Annotated in this window: 33 protein-coding genes; 3 read left to right on the top strand and 30 right to left on the bottom strand. The window is 62.5% G+C overall.

All coding sequences use genetic code 11. The features are described 5' to 3' along the window. Positions 1 to 40: 40 nt before the first annotated feature. Positions 41 to 1,825 carry an aspartate--tRNA ligase gene (gene aspS / locus ACODSN_RS08260; RefSeq protein WP_489054545.1) on the bottom strand — a complete coding sequence of 595 codons (1,785 nt, stop codon included), beginning with the start codon at positions 1,823 to 1,825 and terminating at the stop codon, positions 41 to 43. Between the two features lie 126 nt (positions 1,826 to 1,951). On the opposite strand from aspS, the gene rnd reads away from it, so the two are divergent. After that, entirely contained in the window at positions 1,952 to 3,118 is a 1,167-nt protein-coding gene (gene rnd / locus ACODSN_RS08255; RefSeq protein WP_489054543.1) for a ribonuclease D, read from the top strand. A 4-nt stretch (positions 3,119 to 3,122) separates the two neighbouring features. Here rnd and ACODSN_RS08250 read toward each other — a convergent pair whose 3' ends face one another. Further along, positions 3,123 to 3,806, bottom strand: coding sequence for a hypothetical protein (locus tag ACODSN_RS08250; RefSeq protein ID WP_489054541.1), 684 nt, complete (start codon positions 3,804 to 3,806; stop codon positions 3,123 to 3,125). 143 nt (positions 3,807 to 3,949) lie between these two features. Continuing rightward, positions 3,950 to 4,363: a PH domain-containing protein gene (locus ACODSN_RS08245; RefSeq protein ID WP_489054539.1), complete on the bottom strand. Its 414-nt coding sequence runs from the start codon at positions 4,361 to 4,363 to the stop codon at positions 3,950 to 3,952. Positions 4,364 to 4,507: 144 nt separating this feature from the next. Between ACODSN_RS08245 and ACODSN_RS08240 the strand changes: the two genes are divergently transcribed. Continuing rightward, positions 4,508 to 5,041, top strand: a complete 534-nt coding sequence (locus tag ACODSN_RS08240; RefSeq protein ID WP_489054537.1) for a nuclease — start codon at positions 4,508 to 4,510, stop codon at positions 5,039 to 5,041. 6 nt (positions 5,042 to 5,047) lie between these two features. Here the strand turns inward: ACODSN_RS08240 and lepA are convergent, their stop codons facing one another. Then, positions 5,048 to 6,856 carry a translation elongation factor 4 gene (lepA, locus tag ACODSN_RS08235; RefSeq protein WP_489054535.1) on the bottom strand — a complete coding sequence of 603 codons (1,809 nt, stop codon included), beginning with the start codon at positions 6,854 to 6,856 and terminating at the stop codon, positions 5,048 to 5,050. Positions 6,857 to 7,030: 174 nt separating this feature from the next. Here lepA and ACODSN_RS08230 point away from each other — a divergent pair, with 174 nt between their 5' ends. Next, positions 7,031 to 7,798, top strand: a complete 768-nt coding sequence (locus ACODSN_RS08230; protein WP_489054534.1) for a CsgG/HfaB family protein — start codon at positions 7,031 to 7,033, stop codon at positions 7,796 to 7,798. A 54-nt stretch (positions 7,799 to 7,852) separates the two neighbouring features. Here ACODSN_RS08230 and ACODSN_RS08225 read toward each other — a convergent pair whose 3' ends face one another. The 26 genes from ACODSN_RS08225 to fusA all read right to left on the bottom strand — a co-directional run bounded on the left by ACODSN_RS08225 (position 7,853) and on the right by fusA (position 24,971). After that, on the bottom strand, positions 7,853 to 8,896 hold the full coding sequence (locus tag ACODSN_RS08225) for an acyltransferase family protein (protein ID WP_489054533.1): 1,044 nt from the start codon (positions 8,894 to 8,896) through the stop codon (positions 7,853 to 7,855). 158 nt (positions 8,897 to 9,054) lie between these two features. Further along, complete coding sequence (locus tag ACODSN_RS08220; RefSeq protein WP_489054531.1) at positions 9,055 to 9,708, bottom strand: adenylate kinase; 654 nt, start codon at positions 9,706 to 9,708, stop codon at positions 9,055 to 9,057. A gap of 45 nt (positions 9,709 to 9,753) precedes the next feature. After that, positions 9,754 to 11,118, bottom strand: coding sequence for a preprotein translocase subunit SecY (gene secY / locus ACODSN_RS08215; RefSeq protein ID WP_489054530.1), 1,365 nt, complete (start codon positions 11,116 to 11,118; stop codon positions 9,754 to 9,756). A gap of 187 nt (positions 11,119 to 11,305) precedes the next feature. Further along, positions 11,306 to 11,839 (bottom strand): 50S ribosomal protein L15, encoded by a 534-nt coding sequence (gene rplO / locus ACODSN_RS08210; protein WP_489054529.1) that lies wholly within the window; start codon positions 11,837 to 11,839, stop codon positions 11,306 to 11,308. A 138-nt stretch (positions 11,840 to 11,977) separates the two neighbouring features. Continuing rightward, positions 11,978 to 12,157 (bottom strand): 50S ribosomal protein L30, encoded by a 180-nt coding sequence (gene rpmD, locus ACODSN_RS08205; RefSeq protein ID WP_167304120.1) that lies wholly within the window; start codon positions 12,155 to 12,157, stop codon positions 11,978 to 11,980. Between the two features lie 5 nt (positions 12,158 to 12,162). Next, a complete protein-coding gene (rpsE, locus tag ACODSN_RS08200) occupies positions 12,163 to 12,885 on the bottom strand; it encodes a 30S ribosomal protein S5 (RefSeq protein WP_489054527.1) in 723 nt (240 codons plus the stop codon). A gap of 2 nt (positions 12,886 to 12,887) precedes the next feature. Beyond that, positions 12,888 to 13,259: a 50S ribosomal protein L18 gene (gene rplR, locus ACODSN_RS08195; protein ID WP_489054525.1), complete on the bottom strand. Its 372-nt coding sequence runs from the start codon at positions 13,257 to 13,259 to the stop codon at positions 12,888 to 12,890. A gap of 1 nt (position 13,260) precedes the next feature. Further along, the gene (gene rplF / locus ACODSN_RS08190; RefSeq protein WP_489054524.1) at positions 13,261 to 13,794 is read right to left on the bottom strand and encodes a 50S ribosomal protein L6; all 534 of its coding nucleotides are present in this window, start codon (positions 13,792 to 13,794) and stop codon (positions 13,261 to 13,263) included. After that, positions 13,794 to 14,189 (bottom strand): 30S ribosomal protein S8, encoded by a 396-nt coding sequence (rpsH, locus tag ACODSN_RS08185; RefSeq protein ID WP_489054523.1) that lies wholly within the window; start codon positions 14,187 to 14,189, stop codon positions 13,794 to 13,796. The genes rplF and rpsH overlap by 1 nt, the downstream gene beginning before the upstream one ends. 12 nt (positions 14,190 to 14,201) lie before the next feature. Continuing rightward, positions 14,202 to 14,507 (bottom strand): 30S ribosomal protein S14, encoded by a 306-nt coding sequence (gene rpsN / locus ACODSN_RS08180; RefSeq protein ID WP_489054521.1) that lies wholly within the window; start codon positions 14,505 to 14,507, stop codon positions 14,202 to 14,204. Between the two features lie 56 nt (positions 14,508 to 14,563). After that, on the bottom strand, positions 14,564 to 15,139 hold the full coding sequence (rplE, locus tag ACODSN_RS08175) for a 50S ribosomal protein L5 (RefSeq protein WP_489054520.1): 576 nt from the start codon (positions 15,137 to 15,139) through the stop codon (positions 14,564 to 14,566). After that, positions 15,139 to 15,450: a 50S ribosomal protein L24 gene (gene rplX, locus ACODSN_RS08170; protein WP_489054519.1), complete on the bottom strand. Its 312-nt coding sequence runs from the start codon at positions 15,448 to 15,450 to the stop codon at positions 15,139 to 15,141. The genes rplE and rplX overlap by 1 nt, the downstream gene beginning before the upstream one ends. Further along, positions 15,450 to 15,818, bottom strand: a complete 369-nt coding sequence (rplN, locus tag ACODSN_RS08165) for a 50S ribosomal protein L14 (protein ID WP_183956278.1) — start codon at positions 15,816 to 15,818, stop codon at positions 15,450 to 15,452. Before rplN ends, rplX begins: the two co-directional genes overlap by 1 nt. 167 nt (positions 15,819 to 15,985) lie before the next feature. Then, positions 15,986 to 16,249 carry a 30S ribosomal protein S17 gene (gene rpsQ / locus ACODSN_RS08160; RefSeq protein ID WP_340232325.1) on the bottom strand — a complete coding sequence of 88 codons (264 nt, stop codon included), beginning with the start codon at positions 16,247 to 16,249 and terminating at the stop codon, positions 15,986 to 15,988. A gap of 12 nt (positions 16,250 to 16,261) precedes the next feature. After that, the gene (rpmC, locus tag ACODSN_RS08155; protein WP_489054518.1) at positions 16,262 to 16,465 is read right to left on the bottom strand and encodes a 50S ribosomal protein L29; all 204 of its coding nucleotides are present in this window, start codon (positions 16,463 to 16,465) and stop codon (positions 16,262 to 16,264) included. Positions 16,466 to 16,468: 3 nt separating this feature from the next. Continuing rightward, positions 16,469 to 16,900 (bottom strand): 50S ribosomal protein L16, encoded by a 432-nt coding sequence (gene rplP, locus ACODSN_RS08150; protein WP_006960313.1) that lies wholly within the window; start codon positions 16,898 to 16,900, stop codon positions 16,469 to 16,471. A gap of 21 nt (positions 16,901 to 16,921) precedes the next feature. Then, complete coding sequence (rpsC, locus tag ACODSN_RS08145; protein ID WP_489054517.1) at positions 16,922 to 17,617, bottom strand: 30S ribosomal protein S3; 696 nt, start codon at positions 17,615 to 17,617, stop codon at positions 16,922 to 16,924. Positions 17,618 to 17,621: 4 nt separating this feature from the next. Further along, positions 17,622 to 18,008 (bottom strand): 50S ribosomal protein L22, encoded by a 387-nt coding sequence (gene rplV, locus ACODSN_RS08140; RefSeq protein WP_489054515.1) that lies wholly within the window; start codon positions 18,006 to 18,008, stop codon positions 17,622 to 17,624. Further along, positions 18,008 to 18,283 (bottom strand): 30S ribosomal protein S19, encoded by a 276-nt coding sequence (rpsS, locus tag ACODSN_RS08135; RefSeq protein ID WP_007707899.1) that lies wholly within the window; start codon positions 18,281 to 18,283, stop codon positions 18,008 to 18,010. Before rpsS ends, rplV begins: the two co-directional genes overlap by 1 nt. Before the next feature lie 6 nt (positions 18,284 to 18,289). Beyond that, complete coding sequence (rplB, locus tag ACODSN_RS08130) at positions 18,290 to 19,126, bottom strand: 50S ribosomal protein L2 (protein ID WP_340232330.1); 837 nt, start codon at positions 19,124 to 19,126, stop codon at positions 18,290 to 18,292. A 1-nt stretch (position 19,127) separates the two neighbouring features. Continuing rightward, entirely contained in the window at positions 19,128 to 19,445 is a 318-nt protein-coding gene (locus ACODSN_RS08125; protein ID WP_489054514.1) for a 50S ribosomal protein L23, read from the bottom strand. Continuing rightward, positions 19,438 to 20,061, bottom strand: coding sequence for a 50S ribosomal protein L4 (gene rplD, locus ACODSN_RS08120; protein WP_489054513.1), 624 nt, complete (start codon positions 20,059 to 20,061; stop codon positions 19,438 to 19,440). Before rplD ends, ACODSN_RS08125 begins: the two co-directional genes overlap by 8 nt. A 3-nt stretch (positions 20,062 to 20,064) precedes the next feature. Beyond that, positions 20,065 to 20,817 (bottom strand): 50S ribosomal protein L3, encoded by a 753-nt coding sequence (rplC, locus tag ACODSN_RS08115; protein WP_489054512.1) that lies wholly within the window; start codon positions 20,815 to 20,817, stop codon positions 20,065 to 20,067. 286 nt (positions 20,818 to 21,103) lie between these two features. After that, positions 21,104 to 21,412 carry a 30S ribosomal protein S10 gene (gene rpsJ, locus ACODSN_RS08110; protein WP_006960299.1) on the bottom strand — a complete coding sequence of 103 codons (309 nt, stop codon included), beginning with the start codon at positions 21,410 to 21,412 and terminating at the stop codon, positions 21,104 to 21,106. Positions 21,413 to 21,551: 139 nt separating this feature from the next. After that, positions 21,552 to 22,742, bottom strand: coding sequence for an elongation factor Tu (gene tuf, locus ACODSN_RS08105; protein WP_489054510.1), 1,191 nt, complete (start codon positions 22,740 to 22,742; stop codon positions 21,552 to 21,554). Positions 22,743 to 22,877: 135 nt separating this feature from the next. Beyond that, positions 22,878 to 24,971 (bottom strand): elongation factor G, encoded by a 2,094-nt coding sequence (gene fusA, locus ACODSN_RS08100; RefSeq protein WP_489054508.1) that lies wholly within the window; start codon positions 24,969 to 24,971, stop codon positions 22,878 to 22,880. Positions 24,972 to 24,974 lie beyond the last annotated feature (3 nt).

Raw genomic sequence — 24,974 nt, 5'->3', positions numbered from 1 at the left:
GCCATGCTGGACCTGTCCTCCGCATGGCGCAAAGGATAACTCACCCCTTCGTCTGCGGCTCCACCACACGCACATGCAGTTCGCGCAGCTGCTTGAACTCGGCGGCGCTGGGCGCACCCATCAGCAGGTCCTCGGCGCGCTGGTTCATCGGGAACAGCGTCACCTCGCGCAGATTCTGTGCGCCCACGAGCAGCATGACGATGCGGTCGACGCCCGCCGCCATGCCGCCATGGGGCGGCGCGCCGTACTGGAACGCGCGATACAGGCCGCCGAACCGCTCCTCGACATCCTGCTGGGAGAGGCCCACCAGCTCGAACGCCTTGACCATCAATTCCGGCGACTGGTTGCGGATCGAACCGGACGCGATCTCATAGCCGTTGCAGACCATGTCATATTGATAGGCGTTGATCGTCAGCGGGTCCTGCCCGTTCAGCGCCTCCAGCCCGCCCTGCGGCATCGAGAAGGGATTATGCGCGAAGTCGATCGACTTCGAATCCTCGTCATATTCGTAGAAGGGGAAATCGACGATCCAGCACAACTCGAACCGATCCTTGTCGATCAGGTCGAGCGTTTCGCCCACGCGGATGCGCGCGAGGCCCGCGAGCTTGGCCGCTTGCGATTCCTTGCCCGCCGCGAAGAACACGCCGTCGTTCGGTCCCAACCCCAGCGCCGCGACCAGCTTCGCCGTCGCTTCTTCGCCATGATTTTTGGCGATCGGCCCGCCCGGCACGCCATCCTTGATATTGATATAGCCAAGGCCCGAATAGCCCTCGCCCCGCGCCCAATTGTTCATCTCGTCGAAGAACTTCCGGCTGCCCGCGCCCGCGCCCGGCGCCGGGATCGCGCGGATCACGCTGCCGCTCTCGACCAGCGACGCGAAAATGCCGAAGCCGCTCCCGTGGAAATGCCCGGTCACATCCTGAATCAGGATCGGGTTGCGCAGGTCGGGCTTGTCGCTGCCATATTTCAGCAGCGCCTCGGCGTGCGGAATGCGCGGGAAGCTGCCCGCCGGCGTCACCGGCTTGCCTTCCGCAAACTGCTCGAACACCTGCGCGATCACCGGCTCCATCGTGTTCCACACATCTTCCTGCGTGACGAAGCTCATCTCCAGATCGAGCTGGTAGAATTCGCCCGGCAGCCGGTCGGCGCGCGGGTCCTCGTCGCGGAAGCAGGGCGCGATCTGGAAATAACGATCGAACCCCGCCACCATCAGCAACTGCTTATATTGCTGCGGCGCTTGCGGCAGCGCGTAGAATTTGCCGGGATGGATACGGCTCGGCACCAGAAAGTCGCGCGCGCCTTCCGGACTGGACGCCGTCAGGATCGGCGTCGAATATTCGGTAAAGCCCGCGCCTTCCATCCGGCGGCGCATGTCGGAAATGATCTTCGTGCGCGTCACGATGTTGGCGTGCAGCGTCTCGCGCCGCAGGTCTAGGAAGCGATAGCGCAGGCGGATATCCTCGGGATATTCCTGCTCGCCCGCCACCGGCAGCGGCAGCTCGGCGGCGGTCGACAGGATCGTCACGCTGTCGGCGACGACCTCGATCGTTCCGGTCACCATCTTCGGATTGATCGCCTCCGCCGCGCGGGCGACGACCTTGCCCTCGATCGTCACCACCGATTCCAGCCGCAGGCTTTCGAGCGCGCGCAACGGGTCGCTCTCCGCCTTCGCGACGATCTGGGTGATGCCATAATGATCGCGCAGGTCGACGAACAGCACGCCGCCATGGTCGCGCTTGCGATGCACCCAGCCCGACAGACGAACGGTCGCGCCGACATCGGCCTCACCAAGGGCGGCGCAGTTGTGGGTGCGATAGGCGTGCATGGATCGGGAATCTTTCAATATGCTATAGGGATATGACAAACTGTTGCGCGCGAGCTATGGCTTTGTCCGTCACCTGCGACCAGCCCGCCAGGGAGCGGGCCAGCCCATAATAAGATCGAAGACCATATGCAAATTCATCCGCTGATTACCGACAGCAAGACTCTCGCCGATTTCTGCGCCCGCATCGCCAAATCCCCCTATGTCGCCGTCGATACGGAGTTCATGCGGGAAAACAGCTACTGGCCCGACCTGTGCCTGGTCCAGGTCGCCGACGAGCATGAGGCCGCCGCCATCGACCCCAAGGCGCCAGGCCTAGACCTCAAGCCGCTGCTCGACCTGATGTGCGACAATGAGGATGTGCTCAAGGTTTTTCATGCCGGTGGGCAGGACCTCGAAATCATCTACAATCTGACCGGCAAGACGCCGCATCCGATGTTCGATACCCAGATCGCGGCGATGGCGCTCGGCCTGGGCGAACAGATCGGCTACGGCAATCTGGTCGAGGCGTGGCTCGGCACCGTGCTCGATAAAGGGGCGCGCTTCACCGACTGGGGCCGCCGTCCGCTCGACAAGCGCCAGATCGACTATGCGATCGGCGACGTCACCTATCTGATCCAGATTTTCCCCAAGATGCTGGACGAACTGCGCCGCACCGGCCGCGGCGACTGGCTGGATCAGGAAATGGAGCGCATCTGCGCCGTCGAAAACTACATCAACGATCCTGCTGAAGCGTGGAAGCGCGTCCGCATTGCCAGCCGCAAGGCCGATGTGCTGGGCCGCCTGAAGGCGCTTGCCGCGTGGCGCGAGCATGAGGCGCGCGACAAGAATCTTCCGCGCGGCCGCATCGTCAAGGATGAGACGCTGGCCGACATCGCCAGCCATCCGCCCCGCACCCAGGATGATCTCGGCAAGGTGCGTGGGCTATCGGCCACATGGAAAGGCAATGACATCGGCGCGCGGCTGATGGCGGCGCTGAACAATCATGCGCCGCTCGGCAAGGACGAAATGCCAGATCGCGATCCCAAGCGGCCCGGCCTTGGCAAAGATGGCGCGCTGGTCGCCGACCTGCTCAAGCTGCTGCTCAAGATCCGCTCGCGCGACATCAACGTCGCTTCGCGCCTGCTGGCCCGTTCCGACGATATCGATGCGCTGGCGGCGGGCGTGCGTGAGGATCTTGCGATCCTCGAAGGCTGGCGCTACGAACAGTTTGGCCGCGACGCGGTCGATCTGGTCGAAGGACGCATGGCCTTTGCGGTGCGCAACGGCCGGCTCAAGATGACGCGCACGGAATAAAATCTCAACATTCCAGCCCGATCAGCGTGCCGCTGCCGATGCGGTCGACATGGCGCTTGCCATCGATTTCCAGCCAGTCGGGCGTCACTTCGAGCCGACGCCCTCTTATCGTGGTGCGCAGATGCTCTACCGCGATGCGGTTGCGCGTGACGATGCGTAGAACCGCCAGTCCGTCGCCCCGTGTCGCCATCATGCTGTAGCGATCGCCGCGCAGCAGGAAATGCCAGCTGCCATCGTCCGGCAGCCATTCGTTGCCGTCGATCACCTGCACCGGCGATCCATCGGGCGCGCCCAGCCGCACGCTGATCCGTATCGCGCCATTGCTGCGTCGGGGTGGTGCGAAGATCAGGATCGGCTCACCGTCCACCGTGATCGGGATGGGGGTGTCGCGCAACAGGCGCGATCCGCCGATGACGAGTTGCGGCATCTCGTTGGAGAAAGGCAGGCGGTCGCGCGCGAAATGGCGTTGGCGCACCACCGGATTGGCGTGAAAACTATGCACCTGTCCGGGGGTCAGCCGCCCCTCTTCGACCAGCCCGTGGCAGGTCGGGCACAGCAATGTCGCGCCCGGCCCGTCCGGCATCCCGAGATAGCGATAGATGGTGACGCCGCAGCGCACGCAGGCGAAACCGCAGGTTTGTCTTATTTCTTCTCGCTGGTCCGCCGTCAGATCCGGCAAGGACGGCATCACCCGCAAACCCATGAAAGACGACCTCTGCTAAGCACCGCGCTGCATGATGCGGCGCGGCGGGCTTCCTGGCGTCCTCCTGTTGCGGCTCTGCGGCCGCTCTCACCCCGCTATCGTTGGAATAAAACGGGCGAAGTCAAGCACTACCGCACGGAGGCGTCCGGCGGCGTCACCCGCTGCGGCAGCAGGTCGAGGTTGCGGGATGCTGCAATAGCGCGGATTCGACCGGGGCGCGGCATGTTGCGGACCGCGATTTCCGCGACATCGCCGGCGCTGAACAGTTCGACATTTCCCACGTCGAACAGCCTCTGGCCGAAACTTTGCGTGATGCGCACGCTGCGGATGCTCGACAACGCGATTTCGGTGCGCTGCCGCGACAACAGCCCCCGCTCCAGCAGGGCCTCCCGATCGCTGAGCGCCAGCCGCTCGCCCTTGTGCAGCACCCACCACACCCCGATCGCGAGAATGCCGACGACCGAGATCAGCAGCAGCAGGAACAGAAAGGGATGCGCCCGAACCATCGCCGGATTTTCGTCGTACAGCCATGCCTCGGTCATTTCGCGTCTCCCCGGACAGTCGCGCGCGCCATCATCACGGAAGTCGCGGCAGCGTCAAGCGCAGGGGCGACGATGAGAGCGCTTTGCCCGTTAACGCAAATTTACCGCATTTATATTATGGTCATAGGTTAGGCAGTGAGGAAAATGGCGCGCAATCTCTACGATATCGGCGACCAACGCTCGTCCCCGGATACCTGGCTGCGCGACAGACAGGATGGCCGGCAACGGGTCGTCCCGATAGGCAGCGTGCTGATAGCACTGCTGCTGGCAGTCGCGGGCGTCCTGCTCTTTCACTATGCGGTCCCCGATCCGGAAAAAGCGCAGCCGGCATCGACCATCATCATCGATTCGTTCAGCGCCTGCGATGAACCGGGCGGCAATGGCTGCACGCTGTCGGCCGATCGCTATAGCTGGCATGGCCGGACCTACCGCGTCGCCGACATTCGCGCGCCCAGTCTCGACAATCCCCGCTGTCCCCAGGAAGCCGATCTGGCCCGAAACGGGCGGACGGCGATGCTGGGGTTGATGAATGGCGGCGCGTTCGACGCCCGACCGGCCCCCTCCGGCGGATCGGACCGCATCCTTATCCGCGACGGGGTGTCGCTCGGGTCGATCCTCATCCTCAAAGGCTATGCAAGGCCGCCCGGCGAGGACCAAATCGACTGGTGCAAGGGCTGATCGCCCTCAGCCCTCGTCGCCCATGCGCAGCGCGGCGATGAAGGCTTCCTGCGGAATCTGCACCGATCCATATTCGCGCATCCGCTTCTTGCCCTCTTTCTGCTTGTCGAGCAGCTTCTTCTTGCGGCTGATGTCGCCGCCATAGCATTTCGCGGTCACATCCTTGCGCATCGCCGCGATCGTCTCGCGCGCAATCACCTTGCCGCCGATCGCCGCCTGAATCGGAATCTTGAACAGATGGCGGGGTATCAGATCCTTCAGCCGCTCGCACATGCCGCGTCCGCGCGATTCGGCGGTGCCGCGATGGACGATCATCGACAGCGCGTCGACAGGTTCCGAATTGACCATGATGCTCATTTTGACGAGGTCGCCCTCGCGATAACCGATCTGGTGATAGTCGAAGCTGGCATAGCCCCGGCTGATGGACTTCAGGCGATCGTAAAAGTCGAATACCACTTCGTTGAGCGGCAACTCATAGGTCACCTGAGCGCGCCCCCCGACATAGGTCAGATTCTTCTGGATGCCGCGGCGATCCTGACAGAGTTTGAGGATGGAACCGAGATATTCATCGGGGCAGTAGATCACCGCCTCGATCCACGGCTCCTCGATCTCGTCGATCTTGGTGGGATCCGGCATGTCGGCCGGGTTGTGCAGTTCCATCTCGCCCGCGCCATAAGTCAGCTGGATCTTGTAGACCACCGACGGCGCGGTGGTGATGAGGTCCAGGTCATATTCGCGTGTCAGCCGCTCCTGGATGATCTCCAGATGGAGCAGCCCCAGGAACCCGCAGCGAAAGCCGAAGCCCAACGCCGCGCTGCTCTCCGTCTCGAAACTGAAGCTGGCATCGTTGAGGCGCAGCTTGCTGATCGAATCGCGGAGTTTGTCGAAATCATTGGCGTCGACCGGGAACAGGCCGCAAAACACCACCGGCTGCACTTCCTTGAAGCCGGGAAGCGGCGTTTTAGCCGGGTTCTTGACCGTGGTGATGGTGTCGCCGACGCGGGTCTGGCTGATATCCTTGATCTGCGCGGTGATGAAGCCGATCTCGCCCGGCCCCAGTTCCGGCAGCGTCTCGATCTTGGGCCGCATGCAGCCGACGCGGTCGATCAAATGCTCGGTGCCGCCGATCATGAACTTGATGTTTTGGCCCTTCTTGATGACGCCGTTCATCACGCGCACCAGAATGACGACGCCCAGATAGGGGTCGTACCAGCTATCGACCAGCATCGCTTCGAGCGGCGCGTCGCGGTCGCCCTTGGGCGGAGGGATCTTCTTGACGATGGCTTCCAGCACCTCGTCGATGCCGATGCCCGACTTCGCCGACGCCAGCACCGCCTCCGACGCGTCGAGGCCGATCACGTCCTCGATTTCCTTGCGCACCTTTTCCGGCTCGGCGGCGGGCAGGTCGACCTTGTTGATGACCGGCACGATCTCATGGTCATGCTCTATCGACTGGTAGACATTGGCGAGCGTCTGCGCCTCTACGCCCTGCGCCGCGTCCACCACCAGCAGCGCGCCCTCGCACGCGGCAAGGCTGCGGCTCACCTCATAGGCGAAATCGACATGGCCCGGCGTGTCCATGAGGTTGAGCTCATAGGTCTCGCCATTCTTCGCGACATAGTCGAGGCGCACCGTCTGCGCCTTGATGGTGATGCCGCGCTCTTTCTCGATATCCATATTGTCGAGCACCTGCGCGCTCATTTCGCGATCGGTCAGGCCCCCGGTGCGCTGGATCAGCCGGTCGGCGAGCGTCGATTTGCCATGGTCGATATGGGCGATGATCGAAAAATTACGGATATGCGAAAGGTCGGTCATGCGCCGCGCCCTAGCAGCCATTTATCGGCCTGTCATCTTGCGCCCATCGGACGATCGACAGCCATCATCGCCCGCCCCGTCGCTTGAACCGCGCCCATGTTGTGATACAGGATAGGCAAAGATGGGTTGCAAAAAATCGACAACGAATTTCCGCAGCTAACGGGGTGCATGACAATGCAGTTTTTCAAGATAATCATGGCGGCTGGCGTCGGCATGGCGATGGTGACATCGCCCGCGACGGCCGCGAACAAAGGCTCGTCGGGACGACAGGCGCAGGCGAAGAAGCAGATGGAAATTCCCCACTGCACCCGCCGCCTCGGCACCGTCGCCATCGTCGAGCCGGACAATCAGTGGTGGCGCGAAATGAGCCTGGGCAGCCCGGAGGCGATCATCAAGCTGTTCGTGCAGCAGTCCGGCTGCTTCGGCATCGTCAATCGCGGCCGTTCGATGGCCAATCGCAACATGGAACGCGCCATGGCCGATTCGGGCGAGCTTCAGGCTGGCAGCAATCTGGGCAAGGGCCAGGTGAAGGCGGCGGACTATTTCCTTCAGCCCGACATCGTCACCACCAATAATAATAGCGGCGGCAATGCGGTCGGCGGCCTGCTCGGCGGCTTCATGGGCGGCACGCTCGGCGCGATCGCCGGCGGCATCTCGATCAAGAAGAGCGAGGCCAACGTCACCCTGTCGATCGTGAACGCGCGCACGACCGAGGAAGAGGCGATGACCGAAGGCTATTTCCGCAAGTCGGACCTGAGCTTCGGCGGCGGCGGCGGCCTCGGCTGGATGGGCGGCCTCGCGGCGGTTGGCGGCGGCGGCTACCAGAATACCGCGATCGGTCAGGTGATCGTACTCGCCTATCTCGACGCCTATACCAAGCTTGTTACGCAGCTTGGCGGTCTGCCCGACAATGCGGCGGCCGCTGCACCGACCGCGAAATAAGGCGATAGCCGATTTGAATTGGGAAGGGCGTTGCCAGCGATGGCGGCGCCCTTTTTACGTTGCTTCGGCTTCCGCGACCGGCAAGTTCGATCCCCGCAATCGCCTCCGCCGCCACCAGCCCAAAATTGCCTCGCCCGCCGGCCGCTCCACCAGCCGGTTGATGGCCGTTCCCAGAACCAGCGCGACGACAAAGGCCGCGGCGAACCCGACCCAGGGTCCATAACCCGCTCCAGCCACCTTCATCATGACGACGAAGCCGACATGCTGGTGAATGAGGTAGAAGGAATAGCTGACCCCGCCCAGCCACACGAGCGGCCGCCATGCAAGAAAGCGCAACCGCCCGAGGATAAGGGCCGAAAAGGTCGCCATCAACAAGAGAGCGACGACGGTCAGATCCCATGTCTCCATCGACACCACCGACAGCAATGCGGCCACGGCATAGGGCGCCTGCTGCCGCCAGCTGCGCTGCCCCGCCCAGATGCGGTAGGCCAGCATGCCGATCATGAAGAACGGCGTATAACGCAGCACGAACAGCATGATGAGCCGTTCCGGCATGTCGGGCCAGACGTGAAAGAGCCAGCGCAGCGCGAGCCAGACCAGCAATGCCGGCTCCAGACGCTTCAACCCCACCCATTTCCAGATCGCGACCATGCAGAAATAAAAGGCGATCTCGACCGTCAGGGTCCAATAGGCCCCGTCGACTTCGGGCAGGAAGGCAAAGCCCTGCAACATCGTCATATTCGCCAGAATCGCGCCCGGCCCGATCAGCAATTGCCAGGCATGGGACATATATTCGATCGACAACGTCAGCAGCATGGCGACCAGATAGGCCGGATAGAGACGCGCGAAACGATTGACCACGAAATCGGCTACGGTGCGGATGCGATCGAGCGTGAAGAAGATCGCGAAGCCGGAAATCGCGAAAAACAGCAGCACCCGGTAATTGCCGCCCGGAAAGCTGAACGGGACATGTTGCGCTTGGGGAAACAATTCGTGGAAGCGCGTCGAATAATGAAAAACGAGCACACAGAGCGCCCCTATACCGCGCAAGGCATCGAGTTCCGTTAACCTTATTCGGGAGCGTTCGGTTGCAGCCATGTCGCCCTATAGCAACAGGCGCGCAACAAATCCGTTATTATCGTAGTTAACTGCGCGCCCGTCACCCGGACCGGCTTACCACATGCCAATCCGAGCGTTGCGAGTAGCTTCGCCAGCTAATCGGCGTGCCGCCCTCCCGCACGGGAGGGACGAGAGCCTTAAGCGCCGCCGTCCAGGATCGTGGAGATCGCGACCGACACATCATCCATGTCTGCCATGCCGTCCACCCGCGACACGATGCCGCGTGCCTCATAGATCGGCAGGATCGGCGCGGTCTTGGCGCGATATTCGGCCATGCGGGTGCGCACCGTTTCCTCATTGTCATCGGGGCGGCGCTTGAATTCATGACCGCCGCACTTGTCGCAAGTCCCTTCGACTTTCGGCTTGGCGAAGCTGTCATGATAGCCCGCCCCGCAAGTCGCGCAGGTGAAGCGCCCGGTGATGCGCTCGACCAGCGCATCTTCGTCCACGCCCAGTTCGATGACATGATCGAGCGAACGCCCGCGCTCCGACAGGATGGCGTCGAGCGAATGGGCCTGTGCTTCCGTGCGCGGATAGCCATCGAAAATGACGCCGGTTTCGGGCGATAGCGCGTCGAGCGCCTCGCCGATGATGCCGGACACCACCTCGTCAGGCACCAGCGCGCCCGCTTCCATCAACGCCTTCGCTTCCAGCCCCACCGGCGTACCCGCCTTGACCGCCGCTCGCAGCATGTCGCCGGTCGAAAGCTGGACCATGCCCCGGCTATCGACCAGACGGCTCGCCTGCGTACCCTTACCGGCGCCTGGAGGTCCAAGCAAAATGATGTTCATGGCGCGCATACTCCCCTGTTGTGCGCTACAAGCTCGCCGTTCCTGTCAGCGCAGGCGGCCCTTGAGCTTCGCTTTCTTGATGAGATCGCCATATTGATGGGCGAGAAGATGGCTCTGGATCTGCGTCACCGTATCCACCGTGACGTTGACGACGATCAACAGGCTGGTGCCGCCCAGATAGAAGGGGATGCCCGCCCGTGCGATCGCGAATTCCGGCACCAGACAGATGAACGCGAGATAGGCGGCCCCGATCACGGTGATGCGCGTCAGCACATAATCCAGATAATTTTCGGTATTCTTGCCCGGACGGATGCCGGGGATGAAGCCGCCATTGCGCTTGAGATTGTCGGCCGTCTCTTCCGGATTGAACACCACGGCGGTGTAGAAGAAACAGAAAAAGACGATGCCCAGGCCATACAGCCCCATATAAACCGGGCTGCCATGCGACAGATACTGGTTCAGCGTCAGCACGAAATCGCCGAGCTTGCTGTCGCCCGCCACCGTCTTGCCCGCGAACTGCGAGATCGTCAGCGGCATCAGCAGCAGCGATGAGGCGAAGATCGGCGGAATAACGCCGGCTGTGTTGACCTTGAGCGGCAGATGGCTGCGATCGGCCTGCATCAGCCCCTGGCGCGTCTGGCGCTTGGGATATTGGATCAGCACGCGGCGCTGCGCCCGCTCCATGTAGCAGATCAGCAGCACCAGCCCGACGAGGCAGACCACGATCAGCATGATGAGCAGGCCCGAAATCGATCCTTCGCTACCCGATTTGAACAGGTTGCTGAGCGTCACCGGCAACTGCGCGACGATACCCGCCATGATGATGAGCGAGACGCCATTGCCGATCCCGCGCGAGGTGATCTGTTCGCCCAGCCACATCAGGAACATCGTACCGCCGATCAGCGAGACGACCGCCGCGATGCGGAACAACATGCCCGGATCGACCACCGCCTGCACGCCGGAGGACGCGCCGAAGCTTTCCAGTCCGCGCGCGATGAAATAGCCCTGAATGGCGGTCAGCCCGACCGTGCCGTAGCGGGTATATTGATTGAGCTTCTTGCGTCCGCTCTCGCCTTCCTTCTTGATCGCCGCGAGTTGCGGCGACAGCGAGGAGCCGAGCTGCACCACGATCGACGCGGTGATATAGGGCATGACGCCCAGCGCAATCAGGCTCATGCGCGAGAGGCTGCCACCCGAGAAGGTGTTGAAGATGTCGAGGATGCCGCCATTGGTCTGGCTGTAAAGCTGCGACAGGGCGGTCGGATCGACGCCGGGCAGCGGCACGAAGCTCAGAAACCGAAACACGATCAGCGCGCCGAAGGTGAACCACAGACGCTTTTTGAGATCGGTCGCCTGGCCGAACTTCGCCAGGCTGAGATTGGATGCGAGCTGGTCGGCTCTCGATGCCATGTGGCTGCCCTTCAAATCACGTTTGCCGGACGCACCGCCCGACTGGAATCGCTAACCCATTAACGGGCAGGGTTGCGCATGTCGAACGGGGAGTTGCCACGGCCGCGACAAACTTACGCCCCCGATATGCATGACCCCGCCAACCCATATCGGGCAGCGGGGCCGTGCTTGCAAGCCTTGGGGGCGATCAGCCCTTGCGCGCGGCTTTCGCGGCGGCCAGCGCCGTGCCCTTCTTGGCCTTCGCCTTGTCAGCGGCGGCCACGACTTCGATCACTTCGACCTTGCCGCCAGCCTTCCCGACCGCCTCGATCGCGCCCTTCGACGCACCGGCGACCAGCAGATTGACCTTGGCAGTCAGCTCACCCTTGCCGAGCAGACGCACGCCGTCCTTGCCACCACGCGCGAGGTTCGCAGCCTTCAGCGCCGCATGATCGATGGTCGCACCGGCATCCAGCTTGCCCGCGTCGATCGCCTTCTGCACAGCGCCCAGATTCACGATTGCATAGTCGCTGCCGAAGATATTGTTAAAGCCGCGCTTCGGGATGCGCATGTGGAGCGGCATCTGGCCACCCTCGAATCCGTTGATGGCGACGCCCGAACGCGCCTTGGCGCCCTTCTGGCCGCGACCGGCGGTCTTGCCCTTGCCCGAGCCGATGCCGCGTCCAACGCGCATCCGGCCCTTGCGGGCGCCATCATTGTCCTTGATGTCGTTCAGTTTCATGTCAGTGCACTCGCTTTCGCTTGGTTCGCGCTGCCCCCGTGGGAGCCGATGAGGGGACGCCACTAGCGCCTCCTTCACAAAAACGAAAGAGGGGTTTCCCCCTCTTCACGCTCTATTTCGTCAGATGAAAGGGCCTGTTCAGCCCTCGACTACCTGCACCATATGGGGCAGCTTCTTGATCGCACCGCGGACTTCCGCCGTGTCCTCAAGCTCCACCACCCGGTTCATCTTGCCAAGGCCGAGGCCGATCAGAATCTTCTTCTGGTCGGCTGGGCGGCGGATCGGCGAACCGATCTGCTTGATCTTGATCTTCGCCATATCAGTTACTCCGCAATCGCTTCGGCTTCGGCCTGAGCGACCTCGACCGATGCGCCGCCACGACGGAGCAGATCGGCGACCTTCTTGCCGCGACGCTGCGCCACCGACTTGGGGCTGGTCTGTTCGTTCAGCGCCTCGAAGGTCGCCCGGATCATGTTATAGGGGTTCGACGTGCCGTTCGACTTGGTCACGACATCCGCCACGCCCAGGCTTTCGAACACGGCGCGCATCGGTCCACCGGCGATGATGCCCGTACCGGCGGGAGCCGAACGCACCGTCACCTTGCCGGCGCCGAAATGACCGAGGCCATCATGGTGCAGCGTGCGGCCTTCCTTCAGCGGAATGCGGACCATCGCCTTCTTGGCCGACGCGGTCGCCTTGCTGATCGCCTCAGGCACTTCGCGCGCCTTGCCATGGCCGAAACCGGCTCGGCCCTTGCCATCGCCCACGACGACCAGCGCCGCGAAGCCGAAGCGCTTGCCGCCCTTGACGGTCTTGGACACGCGGTTGATGTGAACCAGCTTCTCGATCAGCTCTTCGCCACCGTCCTCGTCGCGGTTGCCGCCACGGCGATCGTCGCGACGGCCACGGCCGCCACGATCATTGCCGCCACGGTTGTTCCCGCCACGATTGCCACGCGGGCCACGGCCGGGGCCGCGTCCTTCGGTGGGTGCAGCTTCAGCGCCTTCGACCGGCGCGCCGCCTTCGATGATGTTTTCATCTGCCATGTTCAGAACTCCAGCCCGGCTTCACGGGCCGCATCGGCCAGCGCCTTGACGCGGCCATGGAAAAGAAAGCCTCCGCGGTCGAACACGACCTTGGTGACGCCCGCCTTGGTGGCGGCTTCCGCGATGCGCTTGCCGACATCGGCAGCGGCATCGGCGGTCGCGCCGGTCTTGCCAAGCGCCTTGGCGCCGACATCCTTGTCCAGCGTCGACGCGGCGGCGACGGTTGAACCGGCGGCGTCGTCGATGACCTGGGCATAGATGTGCCGGCCCGACCGATGGATCGACAGACGGGGACGGGGATTCTGACCGCCACGCGCCTTGAGCGCGGTACGGACGCGGCGGCGACGCCGCTCGAAGAGGGAAAGCTTTGCCATCTTACTTCTTCTTCCCTTCCTTGCGGAAGATGAACTCGCCGGCGTATTTGATGCCCTTGCCCTTATAGGGTTCGGGCTTGCGCCAGCGGCGGATCTCGGCCGCGACCTGTCCAACCTGCTGCTTGTCGATACCGCTGATCTCGACCGTGGTGTTATCCGGGGTCTTGATCTCGATCCCCTCGGGGATCGCGAAATCGACGTCATGGCTGTAGCCAAGCTGCAATTTCAGCGTCTTGCCCTGCGCATTCGCGCGGTAGCCGACGCCGGTGATGAGCAGCTTCTTGGAGAAGCCCTCGGTCACGCCGGTGATCAGGTTCTGGATCAGCGTGCGCTGCATGCCCCAGAAGGCGCGAGCCTGCTTGGTCTTGTTGGCCGGCTGCACCGAAATGCCGTCATTTTCCAGCGTATAGCTGATCTCGTCACGCAGCGACAAGGCAAGCGTGCCCTTGGGGCCCTTGACCGAAAGCTGTCCGCCTTCGATCGTCGCAGTGACCCCGCTTGGGATCGCGACCGGCTTTTTACCGATGCGGCTCATCAGAACACCTCCGCGAGCACTTCGCCGCCGACATTCTGCTCACGCGCTTCCGCGTCGGACAGAACACCCTTGGGCGTCGAAACAATGGTGATGCCAAGGCCGTTGCGCACTACCGGCAGTTCCTTGGAACCCGAATAGACGCGGCGGCCAGGCTTGGACACGCGGGCGACATGCTTGATCGCCGGCTGGCCCTCGAAATATTTCAATTCAATGCGCAGACCCGGATGGGCGCCAAGCGCTTCCTCGGAATAACCGCGGATATAGCCTTCGCGCTGGAGCACGTCGAGAACGCGAGCGCGCAGCTTGCTGGCGGGGGACACAACGCTGTCCTTCTTCGCCTGCTGCCCGTTGCGGATGCGGGTGAGCATATCACCCAGGGGATCGGTCAATGCCATGAGATGATATCCTTACCAGCTCGACTTGGTGACGCCGGGGATCAGGCCCTTATTGGCCAGATCGCGCAGCTGAATACGGCAGAGCCGGAACTTGCGGTAATAGGCGCGCGGACGGCCGGTCACCTCGCAGCGGTTCCGGACGCGGGTCGGGTTACCGTTGCGGGGGATTTCAGCCATCTTCAGCCGTGCCATCAGACGATCCGAATCATCGGCCGCCTTATCGTCGGCAATTGCCCTCAGACGCGCATATTTGCCGGCATATTTCTTGACCAGCTTCTTGCGACGCTCATTCTTGTTGATGGAACTCAGTTTCGCCATGACTTAAGTTCTCTTCCTTAGCCTGTTGGTTGGGAGGAGAAGCGGGGCCTAATTGCTCAGGCCGCCTGCTTCTCTTCTTCCTGCGGGAACGGGAAACCGAAGAGGCGCAGCAGTTCGCGCGCTTCGTCGTCCGTCTTCGCGGTGGTGGTCACGATGATGTCCATGCCGCGCACCTTGTCGATCTTGTCGTAGCTGATTTCGGGGAAGATCAGCTGCTCCTTGATACCGAAGGCATAGTTGCCACGGCCGTCGAACGACTTGGGATTGAGGCCACGGAAATCGCGGATGCGGGGCATGGCGATATTCACCAGACGGTCAAGAAACTCGTACATGCGCTCGCGGCGAAGGGTAACCTTCGCACCGATCGGCATGCCTTCACGCAGCTTGAACTGCGCGATCGACTTTTTCGCCTTGGTGATAACTGGCTTCTGGCCCGCAATCTGCTCCATTTCTTCGGCAGCCTGCGTGACCTTCTTCTTGTCCTGCGTCGCTTCGCCCACGCCCATGTTGAGCACGACCTTTTCGATCTTCGGGACTTCCATGACGTTCTTGTAACCGAACTTCTCGGTCATCGCCTTGGCGATCTCGGCGTCATAGAGCGCCTTGGAGCGCGGAATATATGTGTCGGCCATTACAGCGTCTCCCCGGACTTCACGGCCACGCGGACCTTCTTGCCGTCCTTGGTTTCAAAGCGGACGCGGGTCGGCTTGCCATCGGCGCCGGCGATCGCGACGTTCGAAATGTGCAGCGGCGCGGGCTTGCGGTCGATGCCGCCCTGCGGGTTCGCCTGGTCGGGCTTGCGATGCTTGGCGTGCACATTGACGCCTTCCACCAGGACCTTGTCGTCCTTGGGGAACATCTGGAGCACGGTGCCGGTACGGCCCTTGTCCTTGCCCGCGAGCACGACGACCTTGTCGCCCTTCTTGATTCTAGCAGCGCTCATTACAGCACCTCAGGCGCAAGAGAGATGATCTTCATATGCTTCTTGGCGCGCAGTTCGCGCACCACGGGGCCGAAGATACGCGTGCCGATCGGCTCTTCATTCTTGTTGATGAGCACGGCGGCGTTACCGTCGAAACGGATGACCGAGCCATCGGCCCGGCGAATGTCCTTGGCGGTGCGGACGATGACGGCGCGATGGACATCGCCCTTCTTCACCTTGCCGCGCGGCTGGGCTTCCTTGACGGAGACGACGATGATGTCGCCGACGCCGGCGAAGCGCCGCTTCGACCCGCCCAGCACCTTGATGCACTGGACGCGCTTGGCGCCGCTATTGTCCGCGACGTCAAGATTGGATTGCATCTGGATCATGGATCCGGTTCCTTCTTGTCTGGCCTACCGAGACGATCCCGGCGGTTCCGAATTCGTGGGCATCGACCGGAAGATTCGAATGCACGAAGCGCGGGCCTCTAGCCTCTTCTGAAAGAAAAGACCAGCCCGCGATTGCGTTTTCTTATCCTGCGGCCCTGTGACTGGCCTCAGGCCGCCGTTTCGGGCGACTTGTGGGTGTCCACGCGCTCAACGACCTTCCAGGTCTTGAGCTTGGAAATCGGGGCGGTCTCCTCGATGCGGACCGTCTCGCCTTCCTTGTAGACATTGCCCTCGTCATGGGCATGATATTTCTTCGAACGGCGGATGATCTTGCCGTAGAGCGCATGCTTTACCTTGCGCTCCACGCGAACGACCACCGTCTTGTCGGTCTTGTCGGAAACCACAGTTCCCGTCAGCACGCGCTTGGGCATCGTGTGGTTCCTTTACTTGGCAGCGGAGCGGTTACGCTCCGTCTGCAGGGTCTTGATCTGCGCGATCGACCGGCGGACATCCTTGACCCGGCTGGGCTTTTCCAGCTGGTTGGTGGCCGCCTGAAAACGCAGGTTGAACTGCTCGCGCTTCAGGGTGTTGAGTTCGGTCGACAGTTCGTCGTCCGTCTTGGTCTTCAGGTCTGCAACGTCAGCCATCGCTTAACCCTCCAGATGCGAGGTGTCGCCGAGGCGGGCAACGACCTTCGTCTTGATGGGCAGCTTCATCGCGGCGCGCGAGAAGGCCTCTGCTGCGAGCGGACCGGGCACGCCATCCAGTTCGAACAGGATGCGGCCGGGGGCGACGCGGGCCGCCCAATATTCGACCGAACCCTTGCCCTTGCCCTGACGGACTTCGGCCGGCTTCTTGGTCACCGGAACGTCGGGGAACACGCGGATCCACAAACGGCCCTGACGGCGGATGTGGCGAGTGATCGCGCGGCGGGCCGCTTCGATCTGGCGCGCGGTGATCCGCTCCGGCTCCATGGCCTTCAGACCATAGGCGCCGAAGTTCAGCGCGGTGCCACCCTTCGCATCGCCCTTGATCCGACCCTTGAAGGTCTTGCGGAACTTCATCTTCTTCGGTTGCAGCATGACGCTATACCTACCTTATGTTCAGCGCGCCGGGCGCACGCCGGAGGTCTGAGCCTCCAGCATGAGCCGGTCGGTAGCCATCGGGTCATGGCCCAGGATCTCGCCCTTGAAGATCCAGACCTTGATGCCGCACACGCCATAGGCGGTGTGCGCTTCGGCTTCGGCATAATCGACGTTCGCGCGCAGCGTGTGCAACGGAACGCGACCTTCGCGATACCATTCGACGCGCGCGATCTCCGCGCCGCCCAGACGGCCGCCGCAGGTGATCTTGATGCCTTCGGCGCCAAGACGCAGCGCCGACTGCACCGCACGCTTCATCGCGCGGCGGAACGCAACGCGGCGCTCCAGCTGATCGGCGATACCCTGCGCGACGAGACGGCTGTCGACTTCCGGCTTGCGGATTTCGACGATGTTCAGCGACACGTCAGACGTCGTGAACTGCGCCAGCTTCTTGCGCAGCTTTTCGATGTCCGCGCCCTTCTTGCCGATGATGACGCCTGGACGGGCGGCATAGATCGACACGCGGCACAGCTTGGCGGGACGCTCGATCACCACCTTGGAGATCGCTGCCTGCGGCATCGTCTTCATGATGAACTTGCGGATCTTGAGATCTTCCAGCAGCAGGCGGCCATAGTCGGCGCCTTCGGCGTACCAGCGGCTGTCCCAGGTGCGGTTGATCTGAAGACGCAGACCGATCGGATTGCTTTTATGACCCATGAGCTTACGCCTCCGCTTCTTCGCCAGCTTCACGCACGACGATGCGCACGCGGCTGAAGGGCTTGAGGATCCGGGTCGACTTGCCACGACCGCGAGCATGGAAACGCTTCAGCGTAAACGCCTTACCTACCGATGCTTCCGCGACGACCAGGCTGTCGACGTCCAGATTGTGGTTATTCTCGGCGTTGGCGATGGCCGAAGCCAGCACCTTGCGCACGTCGACCGCCATGGCCTTCTTCGAGAAGGTCAGGATGTTGAGCGCGTCCTCGACCTTGCGGCCCCGGATCAGCGTCGCGACCAGGTTCAGCTTCTGGGCCGAACCACGGATCTGCGTGCCGACGGCCAGCGCCTCATTGTCCGCAACGCGGCGGGGGGACTTTTCCTTGCCCATTAGCGCTTGCCCTTCTTGTCGGCGGCGTGGCCGGGGAAGAAGCGGGTCGGGGCGAATTCGCCCAGCTTGTGACCCACCATATCCTCGTTCACGGAAACCGGAACATGCTTGCGGCCATTATAGACGTTGAACGTCAGGCCGACGAACTGGGGCAGGATGGTGGAGCGACGCGACCAGGTCTTGATCGGGGCGCGGCCACCGGCGTCCTGCGCCGTTTCTGCCTTCTTCAGAAGGCTGAGGTCCACGAACGGACCTTTCCAGACGGAACGAGCCATCGCGGATTACCTCTTCTTCTTGGCGTGACGCGACCGGATGATCATCTTGTCGGTCGACTTGTTGTGACGGGTGCGGGCACCCTTGGTCGGCTTGCCCCACGGGGTAACCGGATGACGTCCGCCCGAGGTCCGGCCTTCACCACCACCATGCGGGTGATCGACCGGGTTCTTGGCGACGCCGCGGGTCAGCGGACGAATGCCGTTCCACCGATTGCGGCCCGCCTTGGCGAGATTGGTGTTGCCATTGTCGGGATTGCTGACGGCGCCGATGGTGCCCATGCAGTCCGAACGGATGTAACGCTGCTCGCCCGAGGACAGACGCACCATCACCATGCCGCGATCGCGACCGACGAGCTGGGCATAGGTGCCCGCCGAACGGCAGAGCTGACCACCCTTGCCCGGCTTCATCTCGATATTGTGGATGATCGTGCCGACCGGCATCTGACCCAGTTCCATCGCATTGCCCGGCTTCACGTCGGTCTTCTTGGCCGCGATGACCTTATCACCGGGGGCCAGACGCTGCGGCGCCAGGATATAGGCCTGGGTGCCGTCGGGATAGTTGACCAACGCGATGAACGCGGTGCGGTTGGGGTCATATTCCAGACGCTCGACCGTGCCCTCGACATCCCACAAGCGACGCTTGAAGTCGATGATGCGATAGCGCTGCTTGTGACCACCGCCGATACCGCGCGAGGTCACATGACCCTTGTTGTTGCGGCCACCAGTCTTGCGCTTGCCTTCGGTCAGCGCCTTGACGGGCTTGCCCTTGTGCAGGCTCGACTTGTCGACGAGGATCAGGCCGCGCTGCGCGGGACTGGTCGGGTTATAATGCTTCAGAGCCATCTCAGCGGACTCCCTCGGTGATGTCGATCGACTGGCCCTCGGCCAGGCGGACGATCGCCTTCTTCACGTCCGAACGCGTGTAGGGCTTGCCCTTCCAGCGCTTCGTCTTGCCCTTGGTCACCAGCGTGTTGACGCTCTTGACGTTGACACCCCAGATCGCCTCGACAGCGGCCTTGATCTGCGGCTTCGACGCATCGTTGGCGACCTTGAAGACCACGGCGTTGTTTTCACTCAGAAGCGTCGACTTCTCGGTGATGTGCGGCGCGACGACGACGTCATAATGACGATTGTCGACGGTGCCTGCTTGCTTCTTAGCCATTGAAACGGGCCTCCAGCTTTTCGACCGCCGCGCGGGTCAGCACCAGCGAGTCGGCTTTCAATATGTCGTAGACATTGGCGCCGACGGCCGGCAGCAGGTCCACGCCGATGATGTTGGCCGACGCCTTGGCGAAGCTGACGTTCACGGCGTCGCCGTCGATAAACAGCACCTTGGTCAGGTTCAGCTTGGCGAGGTTCGCCACCAGCGCCTTCGTCTTGCCCTCGGCAACGTCCAGGCTGTCGATGATCGTCAGCGTCCCGGCCTTCGCCTTGGACGACAGCGCCATCTTCAGACCCAGAGCGCGAACCTTCTTGTTCAGCGAGGGATTGAAGTCGCGGACGCGGGCGCCGTGCGCCTTACCACCACCGATGAACACCGGAGCGCGACGATCGCCGTGACGGGCGGTGCCGCCACCCTTCTGGCGACCGAACTTCTTGCCGGTGCGGGCGACATCCGAACGCTCGCGCGTGCCACGGGCGGTGCCGCGACGCTTTTCGAGCTGCCAGGTGACGACGCGATGCAGGATGTCGGCGCGCGGCTCGATGCCAAAAACGGCGTCATCAAGCTCCAGGTCGCCGGCGGCCTGCGCGTCGAGGGTCTGTACATTGACCTTCATGGTTTAGCCCTCCTGGCCTTCGGTCGCTTCGGGAGCGGCCGCTTCCGCGGGCGTTTCGGCCGGAGCGGGGTTGCTGTTGGCAGCCTGCTTCAGGCTGGCGGGATAGGGAACGTCGGCGGGACGGGGCACCTTGACGGCGTCCTTGACGGTCAGCCAGGTGCCCTTGGCACCGGGGACCGAACCCTTGACGAACAACAGGCCACGCTCGACGTCCGTGCGGACGATTTCGAGATTCTGCTGGGTCCGCTCACGGTCGCCCATATGGCCGGCCATCTTCTTGTTCTTGAAGACGCGACCCGGATCCTGACGGTTGCCGGTCGAACCATGGGCACGGTGACTGATCGACACGCCGTGAGTGGCGCGCATACCGCCGAAGCCCCAGCGCTTCATCGCACCGGCAAAGCCCTTGCCCTGCGTATGACCGGCGACGTCGACCAGCTGACCGGCGATGAAATGATCAGCGGCGATTTCAGCGCCGACATCCAGCAGCGCGTCCTGCGCGACCCGGAATTCGACCAGACGCGCCTTCGGCTCCACCTCGGCCTTGCCGAAATGGCCGCGCTGCGGCTTAGCGACATTCTTGGCCTTAGCGACGCCGGCGCCGAGCTGAACGGCGATATAGCCGTCACGATCGGTTTCCTTGCGCGCTATGACCTGGTTGCCCTCAAGAGCGAGGACGGTGACGGGGACATGACGTCCATCGTCCTGAAACAGGCGGGTCATCCCGACTTTCTTAGCGATCACGCCAGTGCGCATGATCCATACTCCCAATAGAGGCCCACCCCGACTTCTCACGAAATCACTGCGGGCGTATCCAACGAAAAAAACCGCTCGGGATCATTCCCTTGCGGCCAACCCAATATGTAGATCACCCCGTCCGGGTTGGATGCCATCCCCTCTCGGGAGCGGCGACGGGGGACCGTGACCACAGACCTTCCGGTTGCCCGGCGCTGTGCGGTATCCCTTGTGTCGTTTGAGTTCCCGGTTGCCCGGAATACCCGATACCCTGCCATCCTTGCGGAAGAGCGGGGACTTGCCAGCCTTAAGCCAGCTTGATCTCGACGTTCACGCCGGCAGCCAGATCGAGCTTCATCAGCGCGTCGACCGTCTGCGGCGTCGGCTGCACAATGTCAAGCATGCGCTTGTAGGTGCGGACCTCGAACTGCTCGCGCGACTTCTTGTCGACATGAGGTCCACGGTTGACCGTGAACTTTTCGATGCGCGTCGGCAAAGGAATGGGGCCGCGAATAAGGGCGCCGGTGCGGCGGGCGGTGTCGGCGATGTCGCCGGTCGCCTGATCGAGCACGCGATGATCGAACGCCTTCAGGCGAATGCGGATGTTGCTGTCCATGTCCTACTACCGATGCGAAAGAGCCAAAAAACAAACCGCCCCATTTTATCCTCTAGCACGATGCCGGCGAGGATATGTCCGGGGCGGTAAAAATCCGAGCGGCGCGAATCTCGTGATTCGCGCCGCTGCGGTGCCTATATTACTTGGAGATCGTTCCGACAACCCCTGCGCCGACGGTACGACCGCCTTCACGGATGGCGAAGCGCAGACCCGAGTCCATCGCGATCGGGGCGATGAGCTTGATGTTCAGCTTCACATTGTCGCCGGGCATGACCATCTCGGTGCCTTCGGGCAGGATGACCTCGCCGGTGACGTCCGTGGTGCGGAAGTAGAACTGCGGACGATAGTTGGCAAAGAACGGCGTGTGACGGCCACCCTCTTCCTTCGACAGCACGTAGATTTCCGCGTCGAACTCGGTGTGCGGCGTAACCGAACCGGGCTTGGCCAGAACCTGGCCGCGCTCGACGTCTTCACGACCCACGCCGCGAACCAGCGCGCCGATATTGTCGCCCGCACGACCTTCGTCGAGCAGCTTGCGGAACATTTCGACGCCGGTGACGGTGGTCTTGCGGGTGTCCTTGATGCCGACGATCTCGACTTCCTCGCCAACCTTGACGATGCCGGTCTCGACGCGGCCGGTCACGACCGTACCACGACCCGAGATCGAGAACACGTCTTCGATCGGCATCAGGAACGGCTTGTCGACCGGGCGCTCGGGCTGCGGGATCCAGCTGTCGACGGCAGACATCAGCTTCAGAACGGCGTCATGGCCGATCTCGGGCGTCTTGTCCTGCAGCGCGGCAACGGCCGAACCAGGGATGATAGGAATGTTGTCGCCGTCGAAATCATAGCTGGAGAGCAGCTCGCGGATTTCCAGCTCGACCAGTTCGAGGATTTCGGCGTCGTCGACCAGATCGACCTTGTTCATGAACACGACCAGCTGGGGAACGCCGACCTGCTTGGCGAGCAGGATGTGCTCGCGCGTCTGCGGCATCGGGCCATCGGTAGCCGACACGACCAGGATCGCGCCGTCCATCTGCGCGGCGCCGGTGATCATGTTCTTCACATAGTCGGCGTGGCCGGGGCAGTCGACGTGCGCATAGTGACGCGCTTCGGTTTCATATTCGACGTGCGCGGTCGAAATGGTGATGCCGCGCTCACGCTCTTCAGGCGCCTTGTCGATATTGTCATAGCTGGTGAAGGTCGCGCCGCCGGTTTCGGCCAGCACCTTCGTGATCGCTGCGGTCAGCGAGGTCTTGCCATGGTCGACGTGACCGATGGTGCCGATGTTGCAGTGCGGCTTCGTCCGCTCAAACTTAGCTTTCGCCATTTCTCTCTACCTTCTAATCAAATCAGCATGGGTTTGACCGCTTGGGCTAAGCCTTGCGAAGGCGCGTCCATAGCAGCAAATTCTCATAATGCCAGCCCTGTTCGCGCTCGTTTCGGAACGCGATCAGGGAAAGCGTCAGGCCATCTTCGCCTTGACCTCGTCCGCGACATTCTGCGGCACTTCGTCATAATGCGAGAAGGACATGGAATAGCTCGCACGACCCTGCGTGAAGGAACGCAGCGAGTTCACATAACCGAACATATTGGCCAGCGGGACCATCGCATCGACGGTCTGCGCATTGCCACGGCTGTCGGTGCCCTGAATCTGGCCACGACGGCTGTTCATGTCGCCAATGACGTCGCCCAGATATTCTTCCGGGGTCACGACTTCGACCTTCATGATCGGCTCCAGCAGGGTGATGCCCGCCTTCTGCGCGACTTCACGCATGGCGGCGCGGCCGGTGATTTCGAAAGCGAGCGCCGACGAGTCGACATCATGATAGGCGCCGTCATACAGGTTGATCTCGAAGTCGATGATCGGGAAACCGATCAGCCATCCGCTGGCCGCCGTCTCGCGCATGCCCTTCTCGATCGCGGGGATATATTCCTTGGGAATATTGCCGCCCTTGATCTCGTCCTTGAAGATGATGCCCGCGCCGCGTTCGCCCGGCGATACCTTCACCTTGATGCGGCCGAACTGGCCGGTGCCGCCCGACTGCTTCTTGTGGGTATAATCGACGTCGACCGCCTTCTTGAGATATTCGCGGTAAGCGACCTGCGGGGCGCCGACATTCGCCTCGACCTTGAACTCGCGCTTCATGCGATCGACCAGGATTTCGAGGTGAAGTTCGCCCATGCCCTTGATGATCGTCTGGCCCGATTCGTGATCGGTGGTCACGCGGAACGAGGGATCTTCGGCGGCCAGACGGTTGAGCGCGACGCCCATCTTTTCCTGGTCCGCCTTGGTCTTGGGCTCGACCGACAGCTCGATGACCGGCTCGGGGAATTCCATCCGTTCCAGAATGATCGGCTGGCGCTCGGCGCACAGCGTATCTCCGGTAGTGGTTTCCTTCATGCCCGCCAGTGCGACGATGTCGCCGGCATAAGCCGTGTCGATATCTTCGCGGCTGTTCGCATGCATCAACAGCATGCGGCCGACCTTTTCCTTCTTGTCCTTGACCGAATTCAGGTAGGTGCCCTTGACCAGCGTGCCCGAATAGACGCGCAGGAAGGTCAGCGACCCCACGAAGGGATCGTTCATGATCTTGAACGCCAGGCCCGAGAAAGGCGCATCGTCGGCCGTCGCGCGACTGTCGGGCTGATCGTTGTTCGGGTTGATGCCCTGCACGTCCTCGATGTCGAGCGGCGAAGGCAGATAGTCGACGACCGCGTCGAGCAGGGGCTGCACGCCCTTGTTCTTGAATGCGGAACCGCACAGCACCGGCACGAACGACTGGTTCAGCGTGCCCTTGCGGATCAGCTTCTTGAGCGTCGCGACATCGGGCAAATTGCCTTCGAGATAGGCTTCCATCGCCGCATCGTCCTGCTCGACGGCCAACTCGATCAGCTGTTCGCGATATTCGGCGGCCTTGTCGGCGAGATCGGCGGGAATCTCTTCATACGAGAATTCAGCGCCCAGATTCTCGTCCTTCCAGATGATCGCGCGGTTCTCGACGAGATCGACCAGACCCCGGAAATCCGATTCGGCGCCGATCGGCAGATAGAGGACGGCAGGCTTGGCGCCCAGGCGATCGATGATCGTCTGTACGCAATAATAGAAATCGGCGCCGGTGCGGTCGAGCTTGTTGATGAAGCACATGCGCGGCACGCGATATTTGTCGGCCTGACGCCACACCGTTTCCGACTGCGGCTCCACGCCGGCAACGCCGTCGAACGCGGCGACCGCGCCATCGAGCACGCGCAGGCTGCGCTCGACTTCGATCGTGAAGTCGACGTGGCCGGGGGTATCGATGATGTTCAGGCGGTGCTCAGGACCCTTGCCCTCTTCCGCCTTCCACACGCAGGTCGTGGCGGCGGACGTGATCGTGATCCCGCGCTCCTGCTCCTGCTCCATCCAGTCCATCGTTGCCGCGCCGTCATGGACTTCGCCGATCTTGTAGGACTTGCCGGTGTAATAGAGGATACGCTCGGTCGTCGTCGTCTTGCCGGCGTCGATATGCGCCATGATGCCGAAGTTACGATAGTTTTCGAGCGGATGGCTGCGGGCCATGAT

The sequence above is a fragment of the Sphingobium sp. FG11 genome (assembly GCF_057809915.1).
The sequence above is the reverse complement of the archived record's forward strand: the minus strand, read 5'-3'. Positions and strand labels throughout refer to the sequence as shown.